At 70.9% G+C, this 26,528-nt stretch carries 25 protein-coding genes, 2 pseudogenes and 1 riboswitch; of the genes and pseudogenes, 13 read left to right on the top strand and 14 right to left on the bottom strand.

Features of this window, described 5'->3' with window-relative positions; genetic code table 11:
• Window positions 1–5: 5 nt before the first annotated feature.
• From VJ693_RS21660 to VJ693_RS21650, 3 genes are all read right to left on the bottom strand, one after another.
• Window positions 6–2,093 (bottom strand): lytic transglycosylase domain-containing protein, encoded by a 2,088-nt coding sequence (locus VJ693_RS21660; RefSeq protein ID WP_324157628.1) that lies wholly within the window; start codon window positions 2,091–2,093, stop codon window positions 6–8.
• Window positions 2,094–2,106: 13 nt separating this feature from the next.
• Entirely contained in the window at window positions 2,107–2,793 is a 687-nt protein-coding gene (locus tag VJ693_RS21655; protein WP_324157626.1) for a glutathione S-transferase family protein, read from the bottom strand.
• 94 nt (window positions 2,794–2,887) lie between these two features.
• A complete protein-coding gene (locus tag VJ693_RS21650; protein ID WP_324157625.1) occupies window positions 2,888–3,865 on the bottom strand; it encodes a LysR family transcriptional regulator in 978 nt (325 codons plus the stop codon).
• Between the two features lie 105 nt (window positions 3,866–3,970).
• Between VJ693_RS21650 and VJ693_RS21645 the strand changes: the two are divergent.
• Window positions 3,971–4,189 (top strand): annotated as a pseudogene (locus VJ693_RS21645) (DUF2917 domain-containing protein); the annotation flags it as partial.
• A 53-nt stretch (window positions 4,190–4,242) separates the two neighbouring features.
• Here VJ693_RS21645 and VJ693_RS21640 read toward each other — a convergent pair.
• Both VJ693_RS21640 and VJ693_RS21635 read right to left on the bottom strand, forming a co-directional pair.
• A complete protein-coding gene (locus tag VJ693_RS21640) occupies window positions 4,243–4,593 on the bottom strand; it encodes a TfoX/Sxy family protein (protein WP_324157752.1) in 351 nt (116 codons plus the stop codon).
• 202 nt (window positions 4,594–4,795) lie between these two features.
• Window positions 4,796–5,761 (bottom strand): porin, encoded by a 966-nt coding sequence (locus VJ693_RS21635; RefSeq protein ID WP_324157623.1) that lies wholly within the window; start codon window positions 5,759–5,761, stop codon window positions 4,796–4,798.
• Between the two features lie 232 nt (window positions 5,762–5,993).
• On the opposite strand from VJ693_RS21635, the gene VJ693_RS21630 reads away from it, so the two are divergent.
• The 6 genes from VJ693_RS21630 to VJ693_RS21605 all read left to right on the top strand — a co-directional run bounded on the left by VJ693_RS21630 (window position 5,994) and on the right by VJ693_RS21605 (window position 11,472).
• Entirely contained in the window at window positions 5,994–6,587 is a 594-nt protein-coding gene (locus VJ693_RS21630) for a 5-formyltetrahydrofolate cyclo-ligase (RefSeq protein ID WP_324157621.1), read from the top strand.
• A gap of 117 nt (window positions 6,588–6,704) precedes the next feature.
• Window positions 6,705–7,853, top strand: a complete 1,149-nt coding sequence (gene dgoD, locus VJ693_RS21625) for a galactonate dehydratase (RefSeq protein ID WP_324157619.1) — start codon at window positions 6,705–6,707, stop codon at window positions 7,851–7,853.
• On the top strand, window positions 7,853–8,794 hold the full coding sequence (locus VJ693_RS21620; RefSeq protein ID WP_324157617.1) for a 2-dehydro-3-deoxygalactonokinase: 942 nt from the start codon (window positions 7,853–7,855) through the stop codon (window positions 8,792–8,794). The genes dgoD and VJ693_RS21620 overlap by 1 nt, the downstream gene beginning before the upstream one ends.
• A gap of 19 nt (window positions 8,795–8,813) precedes the next feature.
• Window positions 8,814–9,470 carry a 2-dehydro-3-deoxy-6-phosphogalactonate aldolase gene (locus VJ693_RS21615; RefSeq protein WP_324157616.1) on the top strand — a complete coding sequence of 219 codons (657 nt, stop codon included), beginning with the start codon at window positions 8,814–8,816 and terminating at the stop codon, window positions 9,468–9,470.
• A gap of 61 nt (window positions 9,471–9,531) precedes the next feature.
• A complete protein-coding gene (locus VJ693_RS21610) occupies window positions 9,532–10,434 on the top strand; it encodes an SMP-30/gluconolactonase/LRE family protein (RefSeq protein WP_324157614.1) in 903 nt (300 codons plus the stop codon).
• Window positions 10,435–10,527: 93 nt separating this feature from the next.
• Window positions 10,528–11,472, top strand: a complete 945-nt coding sequence (locus tag VJ693_RS21605; RefSeq protein ID WP_324157612.1) for a LysR substrate-binding domain-containing protein — start codon at window positions 10,528–10,530, stop codon at window positions 11,470–11,472.
• A gap of 105 nt (window positions 11,473–11,577) precedes the next feature.
• On the opposite strand, the gene VJ693_RS21600 is transcribed toward VJ693_RS21605, so the two are convergent.
• The 5 genes from VJ693_RS21600 to VJ693_RS21580 all read right to left on the bottom strand — a co-directional run bounded on the left by VJ693_RS21600 (window position 11,578) and on the right by VJ693_RS21580 (window position 16,905).
• The gene (locus VJ693_RS21600; protein ID WP_324157610.1) at window positions 11,578–12,183 is read right to left on the bottom strand and encodes an OmpW/AlkL family protein; all 606 of its coding nucleotides are present in this window, start codon (window positions 12,181–12,183) and stop codon (window positions 11,578–11,580) included.
• A gap of 230 nt (window positions 12,184–12,413) precedes the next feature.
• Window positions 12,414–13,268: a methylenetetrahydrofolate reductase [NAD(P)H] gene (gene metF / locus VJ693_RS21595; RefSeq protein WP_324157608.1), complete on the bottom strand. Its 855-nt coding sequence runs from the start codon at window positions 13,266–13,268 to the stop codon at window positions 12,414–12,416.
• Window positions 13,265–14,053, bottom strand: a complete 789-nt coding sequence (locus tag VJ693_RS21590) for a TlyA family RNA methyltransferase (RefSeq protein ID WP_324157606.1) — start codon at window positions 14,051–14,053, stop codon at window positions 13,265–13,267. Before VJ693_RS21590 ends, metF begins: the two co-directional genes overlap by 4 nt.
• 10 nt (window positions 14,054–14,063) lie before the next feature.
• Entirely contained in the window at window positions 14,064–15,494 is a 1,431-nt protein-coding gene (ahcY, locus tag VJ693_RS21585) for an adenosylhomocysteinase (protein ID WP_324157604.1), read from the bottom strand.
• A gap of 95 nt (window positions 15,495–15,589) precedes the next feature.
• Window positions 15,590–15,667, bottom strand: a riboswitch (S-adenosyl-L-homocysteine riboswitch).
• Window positions 15,668–15,678: 11 nt separating this feature from the next.
• Window positions 15,679–16,905 (bottom strand): aminotransferase class V-fold PLP-dependent enzyme, encoded by a 1,227-nt coding sequence (locus tag VJ693_RS21580; protein WP_324157602.1) that lies wholly within the window; start codon window positions 16,903–16,905, stop codon window positions 15,679–15,681.
• A 34-nt stretch (window positions 16,906–16,939) separates the two neighbouring features.
• Here VJ693_RS21580 and VJ693_RS21575 point away from each other — a divergent pair, with 34 nt between their 5' ends.
• On the top strand, window positions 16,940–17,761 hold the full coding sequence (locus tag VJ693_RS21575) for an HAD-IIB family hydrolase (RefSeq protein WP_324157600.1): 822 nt from the start codon (window positions 16,940–16,942) through the stop codon (window positions 17,759–17,761).
• Between the two features lie 7 nt (window positions 17,762–17,768).
• On the opposite strand, the gene VJ693_RS21570 is transcribed toward VJ693_RS21575, so the two are convergent.
• Window positions 17,769–18,881, bottom strand: coding sequence for a DNA glycosylase AlkZ-like family protein (locus VJ693_RS21570; RefSeq protein ID WP_324157598.1), 1,113 nt, complete (start codon window positions 18,879–18,881; stop codon window positions 17,769–17,771).
• Window positions 18,882–18,989: 108 nt separating this feature from the next.
• Window positions 18,990–19,385: a hypothetical protein gene (locus VJ693_RS21565; RefSeq protein WP_324157596.1), complete on the bottom strand. Its 396-nt coding sequence runs from the start codon at window positions 19,383–19,385 to the stop codon at window positions 18,990–18,992.
• 214 nt (window positions 19,386–19,599) lie between these two features.
• Between VJ693_RS21565 and purT the strand changes: the two genes are divergently transcribed.
• Window positions 19,600–20,817 carry a formate-dependent phosphoribosylglycinamide formyltransferase gene (purT, locus tag VJ693_RS21560; RefSeq protein WP_324157594.1) on the top strand — a complete coding sequence of 406 codons (1,218 nt, stop codon included), beginning with the start codon at window positions 19,600–19,602 and terminating at the stop codon, window positions 20,815–20,817.
• Between the two features lie 33 nt (window positions 20,818–20,850).
• On the opposite strand, the gene VJ693_RS21555 is transcribed toward purT, so the two are convergent.
• Window positions 20,851–21,399 carry a c-type cytochrome gene (locus VJ693_RS21555; RefSeq protein ID WP_324157592.1) on the bottom strand — a complete coding sequence of 183 codons (549 nt, stop codon included), beginning with the start codon at window positions 21,397–21,399 and terminating at the stop codon, window positions 20,851–20,853.
• Window positions 21,400–21,753: 354 nt separating this feature from the next.
• On the opposite strand from VJ693_RS21555, the gene VJ693_RS21550 reads away from it, so the two are divergent.
• The gene (locus tag VJ693_RS21550) at window positions 21,754–23,037 is read left to right on the top strand and encodes a hypothetical protein (protein ID WP_324157590.1); all 1,284 of its coding nucleotides are present in this window, start codon (window positions 21,754–21,756) and stop codon (window positions 23,035–23,037) included.
• A 6-nt stretch (window positions 23,038–23,043) separates the two neighbouring features.
• Here the strand turns inward: VJ693_RS21550 and metK are convergent, their stop codons facing one another.
• Complete coding sequence (gene metK, locus VJ693_RS21545; RefSeq protein ID WP_324157588.1) at window positions 23,044–24,222, bottom strand: methionine adenosyltransferase; 1,179 nt, start codon at window positions 24,220–24,222, stop codon at window positions 23,044–23,046.
• Between the two features lie 224 nt (window positions 24,223–24,446).
• On the opposite strand from metK, the gene VJ693_RS21540 reads away from it, so the two are divergent.
• From VJ693_RS21540 to VJ693_RS21530, 3 genes and pseudogenes are all read left to right on the top strand, one after another.
• Window positions 24,447–25,292: a lysophospholipid acyltransferase family protein gene (locus VJ693_RS21540; RefSeq protein WP_324157586.1), complete on the top strand. Its 846-nt coding sequence runs from the start codon at window positions 24,447–24,449 to the stop codon at window positions 25,290–25,292.
• An 18-nt stretch (window positions 25,293–25,310) separates the two neighbouring features.
• Entirely contained in the window at window positions 25,311–26,207 is an 897-nt protein-coding gene (locus VJ693_RS21535) for a lipid A biosynthesis acyltransferase (protein ID WP_324157584.1), read from the top strand.
• A 213-nt stretch (window positions 26,208–26,420) separates the two neighbouring features.
• Window positions 26,421–26,528 (top strand): annotated as a pseudogene (locus VJ693_RS21530) (diaminopimelate epimerase); the annotation flags it as partial.

Below are 26,528 nucleotides of genomic sequence, written 5' to 3'. Positions count from 1 at the left end.
CGCTTTCAGGGCAATTCCGGGTCCAGTGGCGGCGCGCTCGCCGTGCGGGGCCCGATCGGTGCGCCCAGCCGCGCCTTCAGCGAGGCCGGCTTGCCGCTCATCAGGCTCGCGTAGACCGTGGCGTTGGTCAAGACCTTTTTGACGTAGTCGCGTGTTTCGTTGAACGGAATGTTCTCGGCCCAGATCGCCGGCTCGAGCACCGGCCCCTCGCGCCAGCGGCGCGGCCGGTTCGGCCCGGCGTTGTAGGCCGCGGCGGCCATCGGCTGCGAGCCGCCGGCATCGTCCAGCACCAGCTTCAGGTAGGCGGTGCCGAGCTTCAGGTTGGTGTCGCGGTCCGACAGCATCGCGGGCTTGAAATCCAGCCCCAGCTTCCTGGCGGTCCACCTCGCCGTGGCCGGCATGATCTGCATCAGGCCCGATGCGCCGACGGCCGAGCGAGCGCTCATCACGAAGCGCGACTCCTGCCGGATCAGGCCGTAGACGTAGGCCGGGTCGAGGTCGATGTCCTTCGCCTTGGCCAGCACGTCGCTGCGCATCGGCAGCGGGAAGCGCTGGTCGATGTCGACCTCGGCCTTGGTGCGCTCGCTGGTGTTGATGCAGCGGTCCCAGACCTCGCGCTCGCAGGCGATCTGCGCGGCGGCAAGCAGCTCGCGATCGCTCATGCCGATCAGCGTGAAGTTCCATTCGCGCACGCCTTCGCTGCGCAGGCCGGCGTCGATCATCGCCAGCGCACGCTGCAGCCCGGGCAGGGCGCGGGCGGCCACGCGCTCGGGCTCGCTCGGCGGGGTGCCGCGCGCCGGCAGCGCCTGGGGGCTGCCCAGGTCCTCGGCGGCGAGCAGGCCGTAGAAGTGGAGTTGGTCGGACAGGCCCAGCAGCGCCTGGCGCGCTTCGGCGCGCGCCGCGTCGCCGGCCTCCCCCGGCTTGGCCAGCGCCTGCAGCGCGCGGGCGCGCCAGTACTGCCAGGCCGGGTCGTTGCGCTCGGTGGCGCTCATGGCGTCGATCGCGCGCTGGGCGAGGCGCCATCGTTCGGCCCCGTCGCGCTGGCTGCGCAGGGCGGCGCGGGCCATCCAGCCGAGCGTCTCGTCGCTCCAGTCGGGCTGCGCGCGATCCCTCTTCGCCAGGGCATCCCAGGCCTTGCGGCTGTAGTCGACCGCCTCGGGCTTGAGCGCCATCGCGGCCTGCTTGGCCAGCTGGGCCCAGGCCCAGCCGCCGTGTTCGGCGCCGAGCTCGGCGGCCCAGCGGTCATCGAGCAGCCGGGCGGTGGTGTCGGTGTCGTTCGCGGCCATGCGCGCCAGCGCCAGCGAGGCCAGCTCCATGCGCAGGTGGCCGATGTTGCTGGCCTTGGCCGCGAGGTAGCGGGCCGGGTTGTCGAACAGCTCGCCGACCGCCTTGGCCGCCGGCTCGCCGAGCAGCGCTGCGGTCTGGCGTGCGAGCTTCACCCGGTTGTGCTCGGTCGCGTGGCGCAGCTTGCGCAGCACCTCGTCGCCGGTGATCAGCCTGGCGTCGTAGAAGGTCTGCGCGAGCAGCTGGCAACCCTCGTCGGGCAGGGTCTGGGCCATCCAGGCGCGCTTGCCGGCATCGCGCAACTCCGGCGAGGGCAGCACCAGCGCGCCCGCGGCCTGGGAGGCGGCCGCCTGCGGGCCGGCGTTCGGCGCCAGGAATTCGGCGACCCGGGCGTAACAGGCGACCTCGCGGTCGTCGTTCATCCTGAATCGCGGCAGGTCGCGGCTGAAGTTCTCCCAGTCGCGCCGGTGGCCAAGCTCGAGCAGCCAGTCGTTGCGAAGCCGGTCTTCGACATAACTGCCGGGCCAGCGCCGGTAGAAGGCCTCGACCTCGTCGACACGCGCCTCGGTCAGGCGGGTGTTCAGCTCCCAGTAGTCGACCCAGGGTGCGAGCGGGTGCTTGGCCTCGAGCACCTGGGCGCGCAGTGTGGCCAGGCGCAGCTTGTCCTTCTTGCCGAAGGCCTCGCGCGCGGCGCGGATCGGGTCATCGCGGTCTTGCGCGGCCAGCGGTGCCAGGGCACAGGCCAGCACCGCGCCGACGAGCGCGGCGCGGCAGACGGCAGCAGCGCGCGCCAGGGGAGAACGGAGCATGCGGGCACTGTACTCAATCGGCGCGGGAGCGGCGGTAAGGCTCGTCGAAGTCGACGAAATCCTGCTCGGCCAGGGCCTCGGCGACCCAGGCGGAAACGCCGTCGGACGCCCACACACGCTCGGCCCAGGCCGCCGCGTCGGCAGGCAGCGGCAGGCCGTAGGTGCGGATGCGGCTGACCACGGGCGCGAAGTAGGCATCGGCCATGCTGAAGGCACCGAACAGGAACGGGCCGCCGGACGCGGCGAGCGCGTCTTCCCAGGCCGAGACGAGCCGCGCGAGGTCGTCGCGCACGGCGGCCTGCTCGGCCCAGATGCGCTGCCCGATCGCCGGCAGCGAGGCCTCGATGTTCATCGAGCAGGCCGAGCGCAGCGCGCGAAAGCCGCCGTGCATCTCGGCGCACAGGCTGCGCGCGCGGGCACGGGCCTTCACGTCGCGCGGCCACAGCGCGTGCGCGGGGAACTTCTCGGCCAGGTACTCGGCGATCGCCAGCGTGTCCCAGACGGCGAAGCCGTCGTCGACCAGCACCGGCACCGTGCCTGCCGGCGAGACCTTGGCGAGCGATTGCTTGAAGCGCGACTCCGGGCCGAGGCCGTCGAAGCGCAGCATCACTTCCTTGAAGGGAATGCCGAACTGGCGCAGTGCGACCCAGGGGCGCATGGACCAGGACGAGTAGTTCTTGTTGCCGATGTAGAGCTGCATGGCGCGGTCGAGGTGTTGAGAGGGCCCGCCATGCTAGACGCCGACACGGGCGCCGGTGATGCCGAGTTGTGATGGCGGCGATGACGCCCGCGCATCACTGACCGACTTCCCCCTCGCCGATCGCCCGCCGGGTGACGGCCGCATGCTGGCGCACGAAATCGAGCAGCGCGGCCAGTTCGGGCCGGGGCGCGCGGCTGCCCGCGTGATCCAGCGGGACCAGCCAGTAGGCGTAGGGCGAGCGCAGCCGCAGCCGGGTGCCGAAGGGCTCGACGAGCTCGCCGCGGGCCAGCGCGTCGTGCACCATCGGCAGCCAGGCCAGGCCTACGCCCTGGCCGGCCACCACGGCCTGGATCTGCTGGTGGTTGAAGTTGACGCTGTACCAGCGGCGCGGCTCGAGGTGCGCCACGCCCTGCGCCGCCAGCCACACCGGCCAGGCCAGCGTCGGCGCGCTCGGCGTGTGGTCCTCGACCTCGACCAGGGTGTGCTCGGCCAGGTCGGCTGGCTGCCTCAGCGGCGGCGCGTCGCCGCGCGCGATGGCATCGGCCATGCGGGCGCCGACGACGGGGGTCAGCACCTCGCCGAACATGCGCTCGGCGCCGGGCGGGGCCTGCTCGGGGCGGCAGTGGCGCAGCAGCAGGTCGAGATCGGGGTCGTCGGTGTCGGCCAGGCGGTCGGTGGCCGACAGGCGGATGTCGATGCCCGGGTGGCGGCGCTCGAAGTCGGTCAGGCGCGGCATCAGCCACAGCGTGGCGAACGACGGGAAGGTCGACAGGCTGATCTGCGCCCGCCCTTGCGCGATGCGGATCTGCCGCACCGTGGCGTCGAGCCGGCCGAGCATCGGCTCGACGGCACGCAGCAGGCTGTGGCCCGCGCTGGTGAGCTCGACGCGGCGCGTGCCGCGGTTGAACAGCGAGGTGCCGAGTTCCTCCTCCAGGCTCTTGATCTGGCGGCTGATCGCCGGCTGGGTCAGGTGCAGGTCTTCGGCCGCGGCGCTGAACGACAGGCGGCGGGCGACGGCTTCGAAGCTGCGCAGGAAATCCAGCGAAAGTGGCCGGTGGCTCGGTTTATTCATGACTCAGTGTGATCAATCGATGCCCTCGAAAGCATTGGTGCAAACCCCTGCCGTCGCGCATGATGCAGGCCATCGGGGAGGTCCTCCCCGTAGCAAAGGAGATTGATGATGAGCACGCATTCCTTCGCTGGCCTGGCCCTGCCCTCGCTGGACGAGCCCACCAGCCTCGCGCTGCCGGGGGCGCGCCGCTGGGTGGCGCGCGATGCGGGCTGGATCACCGTCCAGGCGGGCCAGACCTGGATCACCCGTGATGGCGACCCCGACGACCATGTGCTGGCCACCGGCCAGCAGCTGCGCTTGGCGCGCGGCGACGTCGTCACCGCCGAAGCCTGGCGCCTGGGCGAGCCGGCCTGGCTGGTCTGGCGCCCGGAGCCTGCTCAGCGCTGGCCGTTGGCTTTGGCGGGCGCCCTGGTGGCGCCCTTGGCGGCCGGCTTGGCGCGTGGCGCGCGCGGTCTGGCCGGCGGCTTGCTGGCCCTGGCGCGCAGCGCCGAAGCCAGCGCCCGCCGCGCCCAGGGCAGCATCTGCGCGGGCGACTCCATCGCGTCGGCCGGCGCGCTCCAGTAGCCCAGCGCGACCTGTCGGCCCTCGGCCGACCGGTACTCGAACGCCCGGCAGCCGGCGGCCTCGAAGGCCGGCCGGCTCTCGGCGTCGGTCTTCAGGAACAGGTCGTCGCCGACGATGATCGCGATGAAGACCTCGTCCAGATAGACACCGTGCCCACCGAACATGCGCTTGGCACGCACGGCTCCCAGCGGGCTGAGCAGCTCGCAGCACCAGGCGACGATCTCGGGCACAGGGGCGGCCATGGCGCGAGTGTAGGAAGAAAAAAGGGGCCGCCCGAACAGGGTGGCCCCAACATCTCGGCCCGTGCGGATGCCGCGTCCCCACGCGGCGGCACGACGGAGATCTCTGAACTCGGGTGTTCGGCAATCAGAAGTTGTGCTTGATGCCGATGTCGTAACCGGTTGTCTTCAGGTTGTCGGCCATGTTGTCGCGGCCCTCGTGGACAACATCGGCATACACGGTCGTGCGCTTGGACAGCGCGTAGTGGTAGCCGAGCGCGAACTGGCGGTCGCGGATCACGTCGGTGTCGCGGTTCTTCAGCTCGCCCCAGCTGGCGCGCAGTTGGCCGTTGCCGATCGGCGCGGTGGCCGAGACGAGGTAGGCGCGCTGCTTCTGGTCGTTGCCGTCGCGGCCGGTGCCGAAGAAGGCGCCGAGCTTGACGATGCCGAAGTCGTAGCTGCCGTTCACCGTGGCCCAGTGGTCGTTCTCGTCGGCCGGGTTCTCGAAGCCGACGCCGAGCACGATCGGGCCGCCGGCCCAGGCGCCGCCCAGGCTGTACGGCCGGTCGGTCGCGGTGCCGGTGGCGGGCGCATTGCCGTCCATCTCGGCGATCTGCGCCGCGGCGGTGAAGCCCGCCGCCGAGAAGCGGTAATTCACCGAGTTGCTGTAGCGGGTCGTGCCGATGCGGCCGCTGATGATCGAACCGTTGGAGGCGACCGTGTCGGTGGCCCATGGATCGGCCGGGGACTGGCTGTAGGTGTAGGCCGGGTTCTCCTCGCGGCCGAGCGTCACGCGGCCGAAGGCGCCTTCGAGGCCGACGATGGCCTTGCCGTCCCAGAAGGCCGACTTGGTCTGCGTGCCGTCGTCGGCGTTGAAGCGGTGCTCGATTTGGAACACGGCCTTCAGGCCGTCGCCCAGGTCTTCCGTGCCGCGAAAGCCGAGCCGGCTGCCCGAGCCGTTGCGCACTTCCTTGTTATCGACGGCGTCGGCCTGCTGGGCCAGCGACAGATCGACGCGGCCGTAGACGGTGACCGCGGATTGGGCCTGCGCGGCGCCGGCGAGCGAGGCCAGGGCGAGGGCGATCGGAGCGAGGGTGCGGGTGTGCAGGGTCATGGTGATAGGTGGGCGAAAGCCGCCGGTCGTGGGAAGCCGCGACTCTAGGTAGTTACCCCCAATCCACCAAGCCAAAGCGGCGCAACGCAGCATTGACGAAACCGAAATGACCGTTCATTCAACTGTCACGTCCATCGCCGCGACGGCTGCAAAATCGGGTCATGAGCACGAAGAGCCGCCTCAAGGGCGAATTCCCCCGCGGGGGGACGGCGCGCAGCGCCAAGGGGGCCGCATGACGCTGCCGTTCAAACTGAACCTCGAGCCCTCGCGCGACAAGGCGAGCCTGCGCAAGCAACTGCAGGCCGAGCGCATGGCCTTGCTGGACCGGCACCAGCGCGCCGCGCACCTGCAGGAGGTGCTGCAGGTCTGGCTGATCAGCCGCCACGAGAAGACGATCGGCGCCTACTGGCCGATCAAGGGCGAGTTCGACGCGCTGCCGGCGCTGTACCGCTGGAGCGAAGGCCACGAGGAACGCCGCATCGGCCTGCCGGTGATGGACCGCGAGACCCGGCAACTGCGCTTTCACGTCTGGTACCCCGGCTGCCCGATGGAGGAGGACGCCTACGGCATCCCCAAGCCCAAGGACACCGAGGAGTTCCACCCCGAGCTGCTGCTGGTGCCGTGTGTTGGCTACGGGCCGGGCGGCGTGCGGCTGGGGTATGGCGGCGGCTTCTACGATCGCACGCTGGCGGCGCTGCAGCCGCGGCCGGTCACCGCAGGGCTGGGGTACGCACACGGCTACGTGCCCTGGCTCGAGGCCGAGCCGCACGATGTGCCGTTGGATGCGCTGCTGACCGAAGACGGGGTGGCCTGGCAGCGCGGCTGAGCGTGCTGCACGTGCCGGGGCGGGCGCGCGAGGCGTGCCCTGGCATATCGATTTCACATAGGTGGCGCGCAAATCCGCAGTTCCGCCGCAGGCCGGGGCGGCCTACGCTCGTCATCCATGAAGATCACCAAGCTCACGACCTACCGCGTGCCGCCGCGGTGGATGTTCCTGAAGATCGAGACCGACGCCGGCCTGGTGGGCTGGGGCGAGCCGGTCATCGAGGGCCGAGCACGCACCGTCGAAGCCGCCGTCCATGAACTGTCCGATTACCTGGTCGGACAGGACCCGCGCCGCATCAACGACCTGTGGCAGGTGATGTACCGCGGCGGCTTCTACCGCGGCGGCCCGATCCTGATGAGCGCGATCGCCGGCATCGACCAGGCGCTGTGGGACATCCTCGGCCACTCGCAGGGCGTGCCGGTGTACCAGCTGCTCGGCGGCCGCGTGCGTGACCGCATGAAGACCTACTGCTGGGTGGGTGGCGATCGGCCGGCCGAAGTGGTCGAGGGCATCCGCCGCGCCCGCGAGCTCGGCTTCGATACCTTCAAGATGAACGGCACCGAAGAATTCGGCATGGTCGCGAGCCACGCGGCCGTCGATGCTGCGGTCGAGAAATTTGCGCAGATCCGCGCGACCTTCGGCAACACCGTGGACTTCGGCATCGATTTCCACGGCCGCGTGGCGATGCCGATGGCCAAGGTGCTGCTGCGCGAGCTCGAGCCGCTGCGCCCGCTGTTCGTCGAAGAGCCGGTGCTGGCGGAACAGGCCGAGGTCTATCCCCGGCTGGCCGAGGCCACGGCGATCCCGCTGGCCGCCGGCGAGCGCATGTTCTCGCGCTTCGATTTCAAGCGCGTCTTCGCCCACGGCGGCATTGCGATCATCCAGCCCGACCTGTCGCATGCCGGCGGCATCACCGAATGCGTGAAGATCGCCGCGATGGCGGAGGCGCATGACGTGGCGCTGGCGCCGCACTGCCCGCTGGGCCCGGTGGCGCTGGCCGCCTGCCTGCAGGTCGACCTCGTGTCGCACAACGCGGTCTACCAGGAGCAGAGCATGGGCATCCACTACAACAGCGATGCCGAGCTGCTCGACTACGTGAAGAACCGCGAGGACTTCGCGGTGCGCGACGGCTATGTGGCGGCCAGCGAGCGGCCGGGCCTGGGCGTGGTGATCGACGAAGAGCGGGTCATCGAGGCCAGCCGCCGCGCGACGGACTGGCGCAACCCCGTCTGGCGCCATGCCGACGGCAGCGTGGCGGAGTGGTGATGAGCGCATTGCCGGGCCGCCTGGTGGCGATCGACTGGGGCAGCACGAGCCTGCGCGCCTTCCTGCTCGGCGACGGCGGCCAGGTGCTGGCCGAGCGCCGCAGCGATGCCGGCGCCTCGACGCTCGACGCGAGCGCGCCGCGTTTCGAGACTGCGCTGCGCGAACTGGTCGGCGAGTGGCTGCGCCGCCAGCCGGGCCTGCCGATGCTGGCCTGCGGCATGGTGGGCAGCGCCCACGGCTGGCGCGAGGCGCCCTATGCCGAGTGCCCGGCAGACATCGCTGGCCTGCACGCGCAGGCGGTGACGGTGCCGTTCGACGGCGCCGAGCTGAAGATCCTGCCGGGCCTGCGCTGCCGCGGCGCCGACGGTGCGCCCGACGTGATGCGCGGCGAGGAAACCCAGCTCGCCGGCGCGCTCGCCACGCGGCCGGATCTGGCGCCGCGCTCGACCCTCGTGCTGCCCGGCACGCACTCGAAATGGGTGCGGCTGCGCGGCGGCCAGGTGGTCGATTTCGCGACGCGCATGACGGGCGAGTTGTATGCCGTGCTGCGCCAGCACTCGGTGCTGGGCCGGTTGATGGCCCCCGCGCCCGCGGCGCAGCTGCAGGGCGAGGACTTCGACCGTGGGCTCGATGCCGCACGCCAGGCTGGCGGGCGCGACCTGGGGCGCCAGTTGTTCTCGGTGCGCACGCTGGGCCTGTTCGGCGCCTGCCCACCCGAGGGGCTGGGCGACTATCTCTCCGGCCTGTTGATCGGGCACGAGCTGCTCGCCGGGCTCGACGCAGCCGAGCCGGGCCAGCCGCTGGTGCTGATCGGCGAGTCCACGTTGTGCGAACGCTACCGCCGCGGGCTGCAGCGCTACGGTGTCGACGGCGCCGCGACCATCGGCAACACCGCGCCGGCGGGGCTGTGGCAACAGGCCGCGGCCGCCGGCTGGCTTTGACGACACGACAGGACTCACGATGAACCCAAGCCCGACCGGCAATATTCCGCTGCGCGCGCGCCGTTTCCAGGACGCGATGGCCCGCCTGCCGCTGGTGGCCATCCTGCGCGGCCTGACGCCCGAGGAGGCGCCGGCGATCGGTCAGGCGCTGGTCGACGAGGGCTTCGTGCTGATCGAGGTGCCGCTGAATTCGCCGCGGCCCTTCGAATCGATCGCGGCCCTGCGCGCTGCACTGCCGCCCGAGGTGGTGCTGGGTGCCGGCACCGTGATGACCCATGACGACGTGGTGTGCCTGCGCGCGGCCGGCGGCGAACTGGTGGTGAGCCCGCACGCCGACACACGGCTGATCGCGGCGGCCAAGGCCGAGGGCCTGCTGTGCCTGCCCGGCGTGGCCACGCCGACCGAGGCCTTTGCCGCGCTGGCCGCCGGGGCCGATGCACTCAAGCTCTTTCCCGCCGAGGCCTCGGCGCCTGCGGCACTGAAGGCTTGGCGCGCGGTGCTGCCGCGCGAGGTCGCGGTGCTGCCGGTGGGCGGCATCACTCCCGAGGCGATGGCTCTCTGGCGCAGCGCCGGTGCCAGCGGCTTCGGCCTCGGCTCGGCGCTGTATGCGCCGGGCCGAGGGGTCGAACAGGTCCGTGCGCAGGCACAGGCCTTCGTGCGCGCCTGGCGGGCCTGAAGGCGCGCGTTCGGCCCAGCAGCCGCAAGCCGGCCGGGCAGACACTTGGAAGATGCAGACGATGAACCTGGCGACATCCACCACGGCCACCCTCGCGCTGGACCAGCGCTGCACGCTTGGCGAGGGCGTCTTGTGGGACGCGGCGGGCGCGCGCTGGCTCTGGACCGACATCGAGGGCAGCTGCCTGCATGCGTGGGCCGGGCCGGGCAGCGCCGCGCGCCGCTGGGCGCTGCCGGACCGGCTGGGCTCGTTCGCGCTGTGCCGCTCGGGCCGGCTGCTGCTGGGCCTGGCCAAGGGTCTGGCCTGGGGGCGCGAGAACGGCGACCGGTTCGAGACGTCGCCGTTGATGCCGGTCGAGGCCGCCGAACCGCGCACGCGCATCAACGACGGCCGAACCGACCGCAGCGGCAATTTCGTGTTCGGCACCTTCAATGGGGCGCCCGAGCGCCGCCCGATCTGCGGTTTCTACCAGTACTCGCGCCGCGCGGGCCTGCGGCGCCTGGCGCTGCCGGCGGTGAGCATCGCCAACAGCATCTGCTTCAGCCCGGATGGCGGCACCATGTACTTCGCCGACACCGCCCAGGGCAGCATCCTGCAGTGCGACTACGACGCCGAGCGGGCCCGGGTCGCGAACCTGCGGGAGTTCGCCTGCGTCGACCCGGCCGAAGGCGGGCCGGATGGCTCGGTGGTCGACAGTGACGGCTGCTTGTGGAACGCCCAGTGGGGCGCCGGCCGCGTCGTGCGCTACTCGCCGCAGGGCGAGCGCCTGATGAGCGTCGCGCTGGCGGCGCCGCATGTCACCTGCCCGGCGTTCGGCGGCCCGGGGCTGCACGACTTGATGGTGGCCAGCGCGCGGGCCGAGATGAGCGCGGGACAACTCGCGCAGGCGCCGGCGTCCGGCGGGCTCTTCCACCTGCACCTGCCCGGCATCACTGGCCTGGCCGATGCCTTGTTCGACGACTGAGATCGCCGCCCCAGAGGCAGCCCACGGGCACCGCCGCTTGCCTATACTGACTGCTTCTGGCACGCGACGAAGCGCTCCTCCGTGCACGGCACCATGACCGATCCGCGCTCCGACCGCTTCATCCGCTCGCGTCTGAAGACCCGGCACCTGGTGCTGCTGAAGGAACTCGGCCAGCACCAGTCCATCCTGCGCGCCGCGGAGGCTGCGAACCTGACCCAGCCGGCCGCTTCGAAGCTGCTGTCCGAGCTCGAGGAAACGCTGGGCGTGACCCTGTTCGAGCGCTTGCCGCGCGGCGTCTCGCCGACCTGGTACGGCGAGGTCATGATCCGCCGCGCCAGCGCTGCGCTGGCCGAGATGAGTCTCGCGCACCAGGAGGTGATGGAGCTGTTGTCGGGCATGAGCGGCCGGGTTTCGATCGGTACCGTGCTGACGCCGGCAACCTCGCTGCTGCCGCAGGCGGTGCGCATGCTCAAGGCGCGGCACGAGCGGGTGCACGTCGCCATCGAGGTCGATGCGAGCAAGCCGCTGGTCGAGCGCCTGCGCGCAGGCCAGCTCGATTTCGTCGTCGGCCGCATCCTCGACCACGAAGCGGTCGGCGAGTTGTCGTTCGAGCCGCTGGCCGACGAGCCGCACCGGCTGATCGCGCGCGCCGGGCACCCGCTGTGCGGGCGCGAGGGCCTGGCCGTGGTGGATCTGGCAGACGAGGGCTGGATCCTGCCGCCGGCCGGCAGCATCCTGCGCGACCGGATCACCGCGATGTTCGTCTCGCACGGCTTGGACCTGCCGCACAAGACGGTCGAGACCACGGCCCTGCCGCTGACCTTGGCCCTGCTGGTGCAGAGCGACATGATCGTCGCGCTGCCCGAGGCGGTGGTGCGGGCGCAGCTCGATGCCGGCACGCTGGCCGTGCTGCCGATCGACCCCGGCCTGCGGCTGGATGCCTACGGCATCGTCACGCGGCGGCAGCACACGCTGTCGCCCGGCGCGCAGGCGATGCTCGACGTGCTGCGGGAAGTCGCCTCAGGCCGGCAGGATTGACGACGCTCTCCAATGAAACGGGCGACCCGAAGGTCGCCCGCCGGCCCGCACCCCCATGCACCACGGGCCAGGCCGCCGATCGACGGCCCCAAGGGTGGCTTCCGATCAGAAGCGCTTACCGAAACCGACGCTGACCAGCCAGGGGTCGACCTTGAAGTCGCCGACCTTGGCGCCGAAGGACGAGACCTCGGTGCCGATCTGCACCTTCTTCACGTCCACGTTCAGCAGCCAGCCGCCGCCCACGGGCACGTCGGCGCCGATCTGTGCGGCCAGGCCGAAGCTGTCCTTCTTCAGCGACGGCTGCAGCGCGGCTTCGACGGCCGGGTCCCAGTTCACGTCGGAGATGTGGGTGTAGTTCAGGCCCAGGCCGACGTAGGGGCGCCAGCCCATGCCGGTGAAGTGATACTGCGCCGTCAGCGTCGGCGGCAGGTGCTTGAAGGTGCCGATCTTCGCGCCGGCCGACTTCACGTCGTGCTTCTGCGGATAGGTCAGGATCAGCTCGAGCGCGAAGTTCGGGCTGAGGAAGTAGCTGATATCGACTTCGGGGATGACCTTGTCGTTGATCGACAGGTCCAGGCCGGTGTCGTCGTTGTTCTCCGAGCTCAGGCTGACCGCGCGGGCGCGGACGATCCAGTCGCCCGTATCCTGCGCCTGCGCGGCCAGGGGGCTGAGGGCGGCGATGGCGGCGAGCGCGACGAGTTGACGCTTCATGGCGGGAACACTCCTTCTTGGTTGCAGATGGCGGACAAATCACGGCCGGTGGGCCATGCAGCCATTGCACCCAAGGAGGGCCTGCTGTCTATTGCCGTGTCGCAATAGGCACCGGGCAAAGGCCCTTGCCTCGGTGCCGTTTTGACCTGGGTCAGCAAGCGTTCGCGCGCTGCGATGCGTGCGCACCACAGGTGCCCGAGCAAAGCACTCGGGCTGTGCTCAGGACGACATCAGAGCCCCAGGCGGCGGCAGATCTCGAGCGTCAGCGCGCTCTGGTTCAGCGTGTAGAAGTGCAGGCCCGGGGCGCCGCCTCCGATCAGGCGTTCGCACAACCGCGTCACCACGTCGAGCCCGAAGGCGCGGATGGAGGCGGTGTCGTCCATGAAGCCTTCCATCTTCAGCGCCGCCCAGCGCGGGATCTCGATGCCGTCGCGCGCCGCGAACTGCGCGATGCGTGCGTAGTTGTGGATGGGCATGATGCCCGGCACGATGGGCACGTCCACGCCCATCGCGCGCACCTCGTCGACGAAGTGGAAGTAGGCGTCGGGGTTGAAGAAGAACTGCGTGATCGCCGACGTGGCGCCGGCGCGCACCTTGTCGGCGAAGAACTGCAGGTCGCGCCGGGCATAGCGCTGCTGCGGGTGGTACTCGGGGTAGGCGGCGACCTCGATGTGCCAGTCGGGCCCCTGCGTCTCACGGATGAACGCGACGAGCTCGCTGGCATAGCGGAACTCGCCGGCGGTCGCGGTGCCGCTGGGCAGGTCGCCGCGCAGCGCGACGATGCGGTGGATGCCTTGCGCGCGGTAGGTCGCCAGGATCTCGGCGATGCCGGCGCGCGTCGAGCCGACGCAGGAAAGGTGCGGCGCGGCCTCGAAGCCGGCCGCGGCGATGTCGCGCACGGTGGCCAGGGTCTTCTCGCGCGTCGAGCCGCCGGCGCCGTAGGTGACGCTGAAGAACTCGGGCCCGACGGTGGCCAGCTCCTGCACCACGGTCTTGAGCTTCTCGCTGCCCACGGGGGTGTTGGGCGGGAAGAACTCGAAGCTGATCGGCACGCGCGGCGGCGTGCGTGGGGTGGGTTCGGTCATGAAGTGGTCTGGGGAGTTTGGGCCAGGCGGGCCTCGATGAAGAACTCGCGGTTGCCGTCGCCGCCGGTGGTGGGGCTGTCGCGCCAGGCCACGACCTGCAGGCCGCAGCGACCGCAGGCCTTGCGCAAGCGGGCCTCGACATGGCCGTAGGCGGCCGGGCTCTTGACGAGGCCGCCCTTGCCGATGTCGACCGGCTGCAGCTCGAACTGCGGCTTGACCAGCAACAGCAGCGTTCCGGTGGGCGCCAGCAGGGGCACCAGGGCCGGCAGCACCAGGGTCAGCGAGATGAAGGACAGGTCGCCGGTGATCAGGTCGAAGCCGGCCGGCGGCATCGCGGCGCCGATCTGCTCGCGGGTCAGCGAACGGGCATTGACGCCTTCGAGCGCCGTGACCCGCGGGTCGGCGGCCAGCCGCGGGTGCAGCTGGCCGTGGCCCACGTCGACACCCACCACGTGCGCCGCACCGGCGGCCAGCAGCACATCGGTGAAGCCGCCGGTGCTCTGGCCGATGTCGAGCACCACTGCGCCGGCGAGTTGCAGGCCGCTCTGACTGGACACATCACGCAGCACGCCCTCGAGCTTCAGGCCGCCGCGCGAGGCCCAGCGCAGTTCGGCGTCGTCGGTCAGCTCGATGGTGCAGCCCTCGGGCAGGTCGTCGCCCGCCTTCTTCGGCACCGTCCAGCCGCGCGGCCCCAGCCAGCGCACGGCGCCGCGCTCGATCAGCCGCTGCGCGGCCGACCGGGTGGGCGCGAGGCCCTGGGCAACGAGCAGATGATCGGCACGCATCGCGGTGCGATCAGTACCGGTACGTGTCCGGCTTGTACGGGCCGGTCTTGCTGACGCCGATGTAGGCCGCCTGCTCGTCGGTCAGCTCGGTCAGCTTGGCGTTGAGCTTCTTCAGCTGCAGCCGCGCGACCTTCTCGTCCAGGTGCTTGGGCAGCACGTAGACCTTGCCGACCTCGTAGGCCGCGGGCTTGGTGAACAGCTCGATCTGCGCGATCGTCTGGTTGGCGAACGAGCTCGACATCACGTAGCTCGGGTGGCCGGTCGCGCAGCCCAGGTTCACCAGGCGCCCCTTGGCCAGCATGATGATGCGCTTCCCATCGGGAAAGATCACATGGTCGACCTGCGGCTTGATCTCTTCCCACTCGTACTTCTCGAGCGAGGCAATGTCGATCTCGTTGTCGAAGTGGCCGATGTTGCAGACGATGGCCTGGTCCTTCATCTTCGCCATGTGCTCGTGCGTGATGACGGCCTTGTTGCCGGTGCAGGTGACGAAGATGTCCGCCTGGCTGCAGGCGTCGTCCATGGTCACGACCCGGTAGCCTTCCATCGCGGCCTGCAGCGCGTTGATCGGGTCGATCTCGGTCACCCAGACCTGGGCCGACAGCGCGCGCAGCGCCTGCGCCGAGCCCTTGCCCACGTCGCCGTAGCCGGCCACCACGGCCACCTTGCCGGCGATCATCACGTCGGTCGCGCGCTTGATGCCGTCGACCAGGCTCTCGCGGCAGCCGTACAGGTTGTCGAACTTGCTCTTGGTGACCGAGTCGTTGACGTTGATCGCGCGGAACAGCAGCGTGCCCTTGGCGCTCATTTCGGCCAGGCGGTGCACGCCGGTCGTCGTCTCTTCGGTCACGCCGATGATCTGCGCGCTCTTGCGGCTGTACCAGGTCTTGTCGGTGGCGAGCTTGGCCTTGATCGCGGCGAAGAGTTCGCGCTCCTCCTCGCTGCCGGGGTTGGCGAGCACCGAGGCATTCTTCTCGGCGCGCTGGCCCAGGTGCATCAGCAGCGTCGCGTCGCCGCCATCGTCGAGGATCATGTTCGGGCCTTCACCGTCGCTGCCGGCCGGGCCGAAATCGAAGATGCGGTGGGTGTAGTCCCAGTAATCCTTCAGCGTCTCGCCCTTGTAGGCGAAGACGGGCGTGCCTTGGGCCACCAGCGCAGCGGCGGCGTGGTCCTGCGTCGAGAAGATGTTGCACGAGGCCCAGCGCACCTGCGCGCCCAGGGCCTGCAGCGTCTCGACCAGCACGGCGGTCTGGATCGTCATGTGCAGGCTGCCGGTGATGCGCGCGCCCTTCAGCGGCTGGCTGGTGGCGAACTCTTCGCGGATCGCCATCAGGCCGGGCATCTCGGTCTCGGCGATCCTGATTTCCTTGCGGCCCCAGTCGGCGAGCTTGGGGTCGGCAATGGCGTGGTCGGTGGCGGGTTTCAGAACGGCAGCGTTCATGTCGGGGTCTCCGGTCGGACAAAAGGTTCGACCCGCATCGACGCGCGGCGTGCTGAGCTGACTCTGGTGGATAAGCTCACCCACGACACCATCGGTGCGGGTGAGCGCCGTTGCAAATGAAGGGTTCCGAGCCTGGGGCCGGTAGGGTCGGCCTTGCAACGCTCCTCGGAACGAGGCCGCCATTCTAGCGGCTGGCGATGCGCTCGTCGATGGCGGCGGCCAGGCGCTCGATGTCCTCGTCGTCGACATAGGCCTGCGCCGAGATGCGCAGCCACAGCCCGTCGTCGATCGCCAGGATCTGCGCCTCGATCGCGCGCTCGTACAGCAGCCAGTCCTTCAGCGCGGCAGCCGCCTCGGCGCCGCGGCCCAGCGCCGCCGGCAGCGGCAGGCTGACCATGCTGCCGACCATCGCCCGCGGCGTGGTCCACGCCAAGCCCCAGCGGGCCGTCAGGCGCTCGCCCGATCGCCAGGCGAGCGCGTGGTTGTGGGCCCACAGCGCGTCGCGCCCGCCCAGCGCGTCATCGATGAAGGCCAGGCCGGCCGGCGCGCAGAGGAAGGGCGTGGGGTCGTGCGTGCCGACCCAGTCGAACTCGGCGTGCCAGCCCAGGCCCAGGCCCCACGAGATCACCGGCGGGTGCAGCCGTTCGCGCCACGCGGGCGCGGCCCACAGGATCGCGCTGCTGCGCGGCGCGAAGGCCCACTTGTGCAGGTTGGCGGTGTAGAAATCGACGCCGAGCGACGGGATGTCGACAGGGATCGCCGCCGGCGCGTGGGCCCCATCGGCCAGCACCGCGACGCCGCGCGCGTGGCAGGCCGCGGCCATCTCGGCCAGCGGCATCATCAGGGCCGTCTCGGGGCTCACGTGGTCGAGCACGGCCAGGCGGGTGCGTGGCGTCAGCGCCTGCCGCAGCGCGTCGACCAGCACGGCCGGGTCGCTGACCGGGAACGGCAGCGCGGCGCTGCGGGTGAGCGCGCCGGACCGCGCCGCATGGTGCGCGGCGGCACGGGCCACCGCGCCATAGGTGCGGTTGGTGACCAGCACCTCGTCGCCGGGTGCCAGCGGGAACGAGGCCAGCACCGCGTTGGCGCCGCTGGTCGCGTTGCCGACGAAGACCAGGTCGTCGCCGGTCACGCCCAGCCAGGGGGCCACCGCCGCTGCGGCGGCGCGCATGCGGTGGTGCGGCGTGCCGGGTGGCCCGTCGCCGCCGGCGCGGCCCTGCACGCCGATGGGGGTCAGCTCGCGCAACAGGAAGCGGGCCGGCTGGCGCTCGATCTCGTCGCGCAGCGACGCTTGCGCGGCCAGCACCGCGCGCGGCGTGGCGCCGACGGTGCCGTGGTTGAGGTAGGTGATGGCCGGGTCCAGCGCCCACAGCGGCAGCAGGCTCCGGCCGAAGCGCGGCGGTGGGTTCATCGTGGGCGGATTTCAGCATGGGACACTGACGCCCATGCCCGACCTGAACCCGGACCTGCCCGGCGCCACACCCTGGCCGCCGGCGAGTGCCGAGCGACTGGCCCATCTGGCCGGCGTCGCCGGTGTGTTGACCGACATCGACGACACGCTGACACGCGACGGCGCGATCGAGCCGGCGGCGATGTCGGCGCTGCACGCGCTGGCGCGCGCCCGCCTGCCCGTCATCGCGATCACCGGCCGCCCGGCCGGCTGGAGCGAGCCCTTCGCGCTGGCCTGGCCGGTGGCGGGCATCGTGGCCGAGAACGGTGGCGTGATGCTGCGCCGCGCGGCCGACGGCACGCTGCAGCGCGACTTCGCGCAGGGTCCGGCCGAGCGCGCCGCGAACTGGCAGCGGCTGCAGGCCTGCGCAGCCGCCGTGCTGCGCGAGGTGCCGGGCGCCACGCTGGCGCACGACAGCGCCGGCCGGCTGACCGACATCGCGGTCGACCACAGCGAGTTCGCCCACCTGAATCCGGCGCAGATCGACGCGGTGTGCGAGGTCATGCGCTCGCACGGGCTGACCGCGACGGTCAGCTCGATCCACGTCAACGGCTGGATCGGCACGCACAGCAAGTGGTCGGCCGCCGAATGGGCGGTGGCCGCGCTCACCGGCCGACCGTTCGTGCCGGCCGACTGGCTCTACGTCGGCGACTCCACCAACGACCAGATGATGTTCGAGCGGCTACCGCTGTCGGTGGGCGTGGCCAACATCGCGCGCTTCTGGCGCGAGTTGCGTGTCAAGCCGGCCTGGGTCACCCGCGGCGAGCGGGGCGAAGGCTTTGCCGAGGTGGCCGCCGCGCTGCTGGCGGCGCGCTGAATCGAGCTCAGGCCCTGATGCCGAGAAAGTCGGCCAGGCGCTGGCGCTCCTCGTCCAGCGCGCGGCGGAACAGCGGGTCGCTTGGCGCGCGGCCGGCGACGTAGCCGCAGTCCAGCCGCAGCCGGCCCGCGCCGACGCCCGCGTTGGCCCAGCCGATCACCTCGTCGCGCCACAGCAGCGGCAGCGCGTAATAGCCGAGCTGGCGCTTCGGCGCCGGCGTGTAGGCCTCGAAGCGGTAGGCCCAGCCCCAGAAGAGCTCGAAGCGGCGCCGGTCCCACACCACCGGGTCGAAGGGCGCCAGCAGGTGCACCCGCTCGGGCGCGCCTTTCTCACCCGCGTAGCGGCGCGAGGCGGGGTTCTCGCCTTCCGGCCAGTACCAGTCGACACCGTCGATGCGTGCATGCGGCAGCCGCGCCTTGGCCCGGGCGAGCGTGCCGGCCCGCTCGCCGCGCCACTGCGGCGCACCACCGCGCAGCAGGCTGAGCAGGTGGCCCAGGCTGGCGGCGGGCAGCGGCGCGTACTTCGCGACCGCCAGGTCGACCAGCGCATCGAGCCGGGCGTGGATGTCGGCCGGGTCGGTCACCGGGGCGGGCGTGTCGCGCGCCGCGTAGACGCGCACGCCGCCGTCGCGCCGCGCGACGCGAAGCAGGCCGCGGTAATGCATGCCATCCAGCAGCTGCGTGCTGGCGTTCGACGAGCCGCCGAACCAGTTGCGGGTCTTGCCGTGGGCGAAGTGCGCGTCGACCTCGCGCGGGTGCACGGCGCCGTGCTCGCGCACGAAGGCAAGCACCTCGTGCGCCTGCTTCCAGCGCGAAGCCGGCCAGACAGTGCGCGGCGTGCGCGGGTGCATCAGCGCGAGGTGGCGCCGGGGCAGGAAGCCGTAGTTGACGAAATAGTCTTCCTCGATCGTCAGGCGCGGGTAACGCTGCTCGAGCTCCCCGGCGGTGTAGCCGGCCACACGGTGGCGCAAGGTCAGGTCCTGTGCACGCGCCGGGGCGCGGATCGGGTCGGCCTGCACGAAGCCCAGGCGCTCGATCGCGCGCGGCAGCGTGGTCGGGGAGAACAGGCTGCGGGCGATCGCGTGGTGGCGCAGCTCGTCGAGGGTCAGCGGGCGTGGCATGGCCGCGATGATGCCTCGGGCCGCGCCACCTCCAACGAAAACGCCCGGCCTGTGGGCCGGGCGCCTGCATCACTGGCACGGGCCAGGGCCCGTGCGCTGCGCGCGTGCCTACTGCTGCGGGTTGGCCTTGCCGCCCTGCGGGGCCAGCGCCGGGGGATCGCACACGGCCTTCACGAAGGTCAGCGTCACCGGGCTGAGCACCGTCTGGAACGACAGGTCGTCGCGCCATTCGGTCCACGAGCCGGTGTTGGTCTTCTTCCTGATCACCATCGAGTCGTTGCCGGCGCCGCCGGAGTAGTTGCCGTAGATGTGATAGTTCTTGGCCACCGGAGTGGGCGTCCAGGCGCCACCCCAACCGGAGAAGGTGGTGCCATACCACGTGCCGCCGCCGGTCAGGCAGATCTGCTGGATGCCGCCGACGCTCCATTGGCCCGGGCTCAGAGCGGCCATCGCGAACATCGGGCTCATCGCTGCCACGGCGATGCAGGTGCGAACAAACTTCATGCTGGACTCCTTTGTTGCTTGATCATCAAGGTGTCACATGGCATGGGCAGGTGCCGCCGGTGACATCGACAGCTGTCGCCGTGGCCCAGCCGCGTCGACCCCATGGCGCGCACTGTAGAAATGTGATCGGGGCGGTCACATCCCTAGCAAAGGGGGTCTGCGGCCCCGCTTCGTGGGGGGTGACAATGTCGGCTTCTCGATTGCCGGGCCTGCCATGAAACCACTGGGAACACCTCTGTCGACCGCCGCCTTGCGCGTGATGCTGCTGGGCGCCGGCGAATTGGGCAAGGAAGTGCTGATCGCCTTGCAGCGCCTGGGCGTGGAGACGATCGCTGTCGACCGCTACGACAACGCACCGGGCCATCAGGTGGCCCACCATGCCCGCACGATCGCGATGAGCGACCCGGCGGCACTGCGCACGCTGATCGAGGCCGAGCGGCCGGACCTGGTCGTGCCCGAGATCGAGGCCATCGCGACGCCGGTGCTGCAGGCGCTGGAGTCCGAGGGCGTGGTGCGCGTGATCCCGACCGCGCGCGCCGCGCGGCTGACGATGGACCGCGAGGGCATCCGCCGCCTGGCCGCGGAAGAGCTCGGCCTGCCGACCAGCCCGTACCGCTTCTGCGATTCGCTGGCCGAGCTGCAGGCGGCGATCGATGGTGCGAACGGGCAGCCGGGAGTCGGCTATCCCTGCGTCGTCAAGCCGGTGATGAGCAGTTCGGGCAAGGGCCAGAGCAAGATCGACTCGGCCGACGACATCGCCAAGGCCTGGGATTACGCGATGGCCGGCGGCCGCGTCAGCCATGGCCGCGTGATCGTCGAGGGCTTCATCGACTTCGACTACGAGATCACGCTGTTGACGGTGCGCGCCGTCGGCGCCGACGGCCACGTGCAGACGCACTTCTGCGCGCCGATCGGCCACCTGCAGGTCAGCGGCGACTACGTCGAGAGCTGGCAGCCTCAGCCGATGTCGCCCACCGCGCTGCAGCGCGCGCAGCAGATCGCCGCCGCCGTCACCGGCAACCTCGGCGGGCAGGGCCTGTTCGGTGTCGAGCTCTTCGTCAAGGGCGACCAGGTCTGGTTCAGCGAGGTCAGCCCACGTCCGCACGACACCGGCATGGTCACGATGGCCACGCAGTGGCAAAGCGAGTTCGAACTGCACGCCCGAGCGATCCTCGGCCTGCCGGTCGACACGCGGCTGAAGAGCCCGGGCGCGAGCGCGGTGATCTACGGCGGCGTCGATGCGAAGGCGGTGGTGTTCGACGGCGTGGCCGAGGCGCTGGCGGTACCGAACGCCGACCTGCGCCTGTTCGGCAAGCCCGAGAGCTTCGTCAAGCGGCGCATGGGCGTGGCGCTGGTGCACGACGCCGACGTCGACACCGCGCGCGTGCAGGCCCGGAAGGTCGCCGCGCTGGTTCGCCCGCGCGCGGCCTGACGCCGCCAGCGCGGGCGCTCCGGTTCGACCGGCCTACAGCGACTGCAGGTACGCGGCGACCGCCTTCATCTGCACCGGGCTCATGTTGGCCGTCTCCGCCTTCATCAACACGCCGTGCGGGCGCAGGCGGGTGCCGAAGACCTTGAGCTGGTTGAACAGGTAGTCGGCGTGCTGGCCCGCCAGGCGGGGGAAGCCGGCAGCGCCCTCGGCGCGCTCGCCATGGCAACTGGCGCAGGCGCGCACGCCCTTGGCGGGCATCCCGTTCTCGAAGATGTCGCGCCCGGCGCGCAGCACCGCGGCGCTCGCCCGGCTGCGCCCGGCCAGCGGCGTCTGGCCGGCGTAGTAGTCGGCCAGCGACTGGATCGTCTCGTCGTCCAGCAGCGCCGAGACGCCCCACATGTAGGCCCTGTTGTCGGTCTCGGCCCGTTGCTGCGCCCGGAAGTCCTTCAGCTGGCGGGCGGTGTACATCGGCGCCTGCCCGGCCAGCGCCGGGATCACGGCGGTCTGGCTGCGGCCGCCTTCGCCGTGGCAGGCGGCACAGACGTGGATGGCACGGCGCGCCAGATCGCTGCCGTTGGGCATGTCTTGCGCGTGCGCGGGTGCCGCGAGCGCCGAAAAGGCTGCCAAGGCGATGGCAGCGAAGCGGGCCGGCACTGACGCCGGCGCGGGAACGCCTGGGTGCATGTCTCCTCCGTGGGCAATGCGGCAACAGTTCCGCGCCGAGCATGCAAGCAAGAAGCGCAGCCGGCCCTTGCGGCGTGGGCAGCGATGCTGCAGCCGCTTGATTTGCGTCGCGGGGATGACAGTGTGTACCGACACTGCGCCGTGCGCATCGTCACGGCCCATGCGGTTTGACCTAGGGAAAGACGGCGGGCCCATGTCACTGGTAGCGTGGCCGTGACCAGCCGGGCGGGCCGGCGATGGAGGAGGGATGACATGCGTGCCGTGTACCTGACACCGGTGGCCCTGGCGCTGTTCGCGGCCGGCCACCTCACCCCGGTCGAGGCTGCCCAAGTGGTCCAGCCACCCCAGTCCCAGGCCTGGATCGATGTGGCCACCTTCAGTGGTTTCGGCATGCCCGGCATGGGCATGGGCGGCGAGGGCCGCACCGGCGGCCGCCCGATGGAGATGCTCGGTGGCCTGTTCGGCGGCGGCGGCGCGCAGAAGAACAGCTTCGGCCGCACGCAGGCGGGCCAGGCCGGCCGCTGGGTCGACGTGACGCTGTACACCCGCGCCAACCCGAACCTCGCCGAGGCCAGCCAGAGCGTGCCGGCGGGCTTCATGGCACCGGCCTTGAAGCTGCAGTCGCCGCGCGCGGCCACCGGGGGCCCGCCGCCCGAACCCGGCGACGAGCGCGTCGAAGAGCGCGAGGTCGAGCGCCCCAAGGGCCGCCTGCTGATGTACTGGGGCTGCGGTGCCACCGTGCGCCCCGGCCAGCCGAAGGTGCTCGACATGGCCACGCTGAGCCCCGCCGACCTGCAGAAGTTCTTCGTCACCCGGCGGGCCACGCAGCGCGGTACGCACAGCACGCCGGGGCGCCCGGTCTGGCCACAGCCGGACGACGCGCGCATGGTCCCCGCGCCAGCCTCGCTCGTGGGTGAGCACCAGTTCAGCGGGCAGGGCGTGCCGGCGGACTTCCGCTTCCAGATCCCTGCCCAGCAGGACCTGATGCCGCCCTTGAAGCTGCAGCAGCAGCCCGACGGCAATGGCGCCACCGAGCTGAGCTGGGCCACGCTGCCGACCGCGCGCGCCTACTTCATCGCCGGCATGGGCGGCGCCGGAGGCGGCGGCAGCAATGACGCCGTCTTCTGGACGTCGAGCGAGCAGCCCGACACGGGCTTCGGGCTGGTGGATTACCAGACCAACCCGGCGGTGGATCGCTGGTTGAAGGAGAAGGTGCTGCTGGCCCCCGACGTCTCGCACTGCACCGTGCCCAAGGGGGTGTTCCCCGGCGAGGGCGCGATGCTGCGCATGATCGCCTACGGCTCGGAGCTGAACCTGGCCCACCCGCCACGGCCGAGCGACCCGAAGGTGGCCTGGGAGCCGGTGTGGGCGGTCAAGCTGCGCGTGAAGTCGGTGACCGGCGCGATGCTGGGCATGGCCGACATGCCCGGCATGGGCGGCGGGGCAGCCGAAGAGCCGGCGCCCGAGGCCTCGGCGCCGGCGAAGGAAAAGAAGCCCAAGGCGCTGGATCTGTTGAAGGGGATCCTGGGGCGCTGACGGTGCTTACAGCCCCGCTGCGGCGCGCAGCGCGGCGGCCTTGTCGGTCCGCTCCCAGCTGAACTCCGGCTCCTCGCGCCCGAAGTGGCCGTAAGCGGCGGTCTTGCTGTAGATCGGGCGCAGCAGGTCCAGCATCTGGATGATGCCCTTGGGCCGCAGGTCGAACAGGTCGTTGATCAGGTGGGCGATCTGCTCGTCAGGGATCACGCCGGTGCCCTCGGTGTAGACCGTCACGTTCATCGGCCGCGCGACGCCGATCGCGTAGGCGACCTGGATCTGGCACTGGCGCGCCAAGCCGGCGGCGACGATGTTCTTGGCCACGTAGCGCGCGGCGTAGGCGGCCGAGCGGTCGACCTTGGTCGGGTCCTTGCCGCTGAACGCGCCACCGCCGTGCGGGCAGGCGCCGCCGTAGGTGTCGACGATGATCTTGCGGCCGGTCAGGCCGCAGTCGCCCTGCGGGCCGCCGGTGACGAAGCGGCCGGTCGGGTTGATCAGGTACTTCGTATCCTTCAGCCATTCCTTCGGCAGCACCGGCTTGATGATCTCCTCGATCACCGCCTCGGTGAAGGCCGGCTTCATCTTGGCGCCGTCGCTCATCTCGGGCGCGTGCTGGCTCGACAGCACGACCGTGTCGACCGAGTGCGGCTTGCCGTCGACATAACGCATGGTGACCTGGCTCTTCGCGTCGGGCCGCAGGAAGGGCAGGCGGCCGTCCTTGCGCAACTGGGCCTGGCGCTCGACCAGGCGGTGCGCGTAGTAGATCGGCGCGGGCATCAGCTCGGGCGTCTCGTCGCAGGCGTAGCCGAACATCAGGCCCTGGTCGCCGGCACCGATGTTCAGGTAGTCGTCGCTCGCGCGGTCGACGCCCTGGGCGATGTCGTTCGACTGCTTGTCGTAGGCCACGAGCACCGCGCAGCCCTTGTAGTCGATGCCGTACTCGGTGTTGTCGTAGCCGATGCGCTTGATGGTATCGCGCGCGACCTGGATGTAGTCGATGTTGGCCTGGGTCGTGATCTCGCCGGCCAGCACCACCAGGCCGGTGTTGCACAGCGTTTCGGCGGCGACGCGCGACAGCGGGTCCTGCTCGAAGATCGCGTCGAGGATCGCGTCGGAAATTTGGTCAGCGACCTTGTCGGGATGGCCTTCCGAGACCGACTCGGAGGTAAAGAGATAATCGTTCGCCACGTTCAATTGCTTTCAGGTTGCTGGTTCGAGACTGGGCCCCACGAATCGGGCTTGGCGTCGTCCCACTTGGCAACCTGGCAAGAGCGGCGAACGCTTTAGCGGCATTTGGCAGGCCATTCTGGAAGGTTTGGCCCGGCGGGTTCGGTCGAAAACCACCCGCGTCGCCCCGCAAGTTGTCCTCTTAACTCGGCGACAGCGCCAATTATAGAGACCCGAGCCATTTGATGACCCTGCTGTTGCGCTGGCTGTCGCGCTGGCCGCTCGCCTGGCTGCATGCGCTGGGCGCGGCGCTGGGCTGGGCCACCTGGGCGCTGTCGCCCAGCTACCGCCGTCGCCTGGCCGCCAATGCGGCGCTGGCCGGCATCGGCGATGCCGAGCGCCGGCGCTCGGTGGCCGAGGCCGGCCGCATGGCGGCCGAGGCGCCCTGGCTGTGGTTCATGCCGCCGGGCGAGCGCCTGGGCGACCGCGTCCGCTGGCAGGGCCAGGCGGTGATCGAGGACGGGCTCGCGGCCGGCCGCGGCGTGCTGCTGCTGACGCCGCACCTGGGCAGCTTCGAGGTCGCCGCGCGGGCGGCCGCCGAGCGCTATGAGGTGCCGATCACCGTGCTGTACCGGCCGGCCCGGAAGCCCTGGCTGCGCCGCCTCGAGGAAACGGCACGCGCCCGGCCCAACATGGCCACTGCCCCGGCCACGCTGTCCGGCGTGCGGCAGATGCTGCGGGCGCTCAAGCGCGGCGAGATGGTCGGCCTGCTGCCCGACCAGGTGCCGCCCGAGGGGCAGGGCGTCTGGGCGCCGTTCTTCGGCCGGCCGGCCTACACGATGACCTTGGCCGCACGGCTGGCACAGCAGACCGGCGCGGCGATCGGCCTGGCGTGGTGCGAGCGGCTGCCCCGCGGCGCGGGCTACTCGATCCACCTGGCGCCGGTCGATGGCCCGCTGCCGGACGACGACATGGCCGCCGCCAGCCTGATCAACGCCGCGATGGAGCGCGCGATCCGCGCGCTGCCATCGCAGTACCTGTGGGGCTACAACCGCTACAAGTCGCCGCGCAAGCCGCGTCCGGGCGACTGAAGAACGAGGAGTACCGAAATGGCATGGTGGGAACAGGCGGCGGCACGCGTGGTGCTGGCGCTGTTGTGGCTGGTGCACTGGCTGCCGCTGGGCGTGCAGGCAGCCTTGGGGCGCGGGATCGGTGCGCTGCTGCATGCGCTGGCGCGTCGGCGCCGGCGCATCGCGCTGCGCAACCTCGAGCTGTGCTTTCCGGACTGGCCGGCCGAGCGCCGCACCGCGCTCGTGCGCGAGCACTTCGGCTGGCTGGGGCGCAGCCTGGTCGAGCGCGGGTTGCTGTGGTGGGCGCCGGCCGAACGGCTGAAAAAGCTGATCCACGTCGAGGGCGAGGTCGATTTCGCCGAGAAGCATGCCGGACCGGTGATGTGGCTGGTGCCGCATTTCATGGGGCTGGACGTGGCCGGCATGGCGACGCAGCTCTACCAGCCGCGCCAGGTCGCCTCGATCTACCAGCGCCAGAGCAACCCGGTGTTCGACGCCCGCATGCGCGCCGGCCGGCTGCGTTTTGGGCGGGCCGAGATCTTCTCGCGCCACGAAAAGGCCTTGCCGCTGGTGCGCGCGATCAAGCGCGGCGCGGTCTTCTTCAACCTGCCGGACATGGATTTCGGCGCCAAGGATGCAGCTTTCGTGCCCTTTTTCGGCGTCCCGGCCGCCACGCTGCTGGCGCCGGCGCGCATGGCCGCCGGCATGGGCCTGGCGGTGCAGCCCATCATTGCCGAGATGCTGCCGGGCGGGCAGGGCTACCGCGTGCGTTTCCTGCCGCCCTGGGTGGATTTCCCCGGCGCGGACGACGAGGTGGCGGCCACGCGGCGCATCAACGCCTTCATCGAAAGCGAGATCACCCGCCTGCCGGCGCAGTACCTGTGGGTGCACCGGCGCTTCAAGACGCGGCCGGCGGGCGAGGCCAAGCTCTATTGACCGGCCCGGTTGACCGGCCCGGGAACCCGGACCGGCACTGGAAATGAAACCGGCCGGTACGGTGTTGAAACCGCCCGGCCGGCTGCGATGACAGCGCTTTGGGGTCATTGTTCTCCGAGGAACGCGCCGCCGACACTGTCAGGTCTGACAGGGTGCCTCCGCAGTTTGTGCAATTCGCGTGGGGGAGCGCCCCTGCGCCGATAATCCGGCCCCATGCGTGTTCGCTTCACCAAGATGCAGGGCGCGGGCAACGACTTTGTCGTGCTCGACGCCACCCACGCGCCACTGGCCCTGAGCACGGCCCAGTTGCGCCAGCTGGGT

Source organism: Ideonella sp., from assembly GCF_035254525.1.
Lineage (GTDB): Bacteria > Pseudomonadota > Gammaproteobacteria > Burkholderiales > Burkholderiaceae_C > Ideonella.
This window is presented reverse-complemented; position numbering and strand designations above follow the sequence as displayed.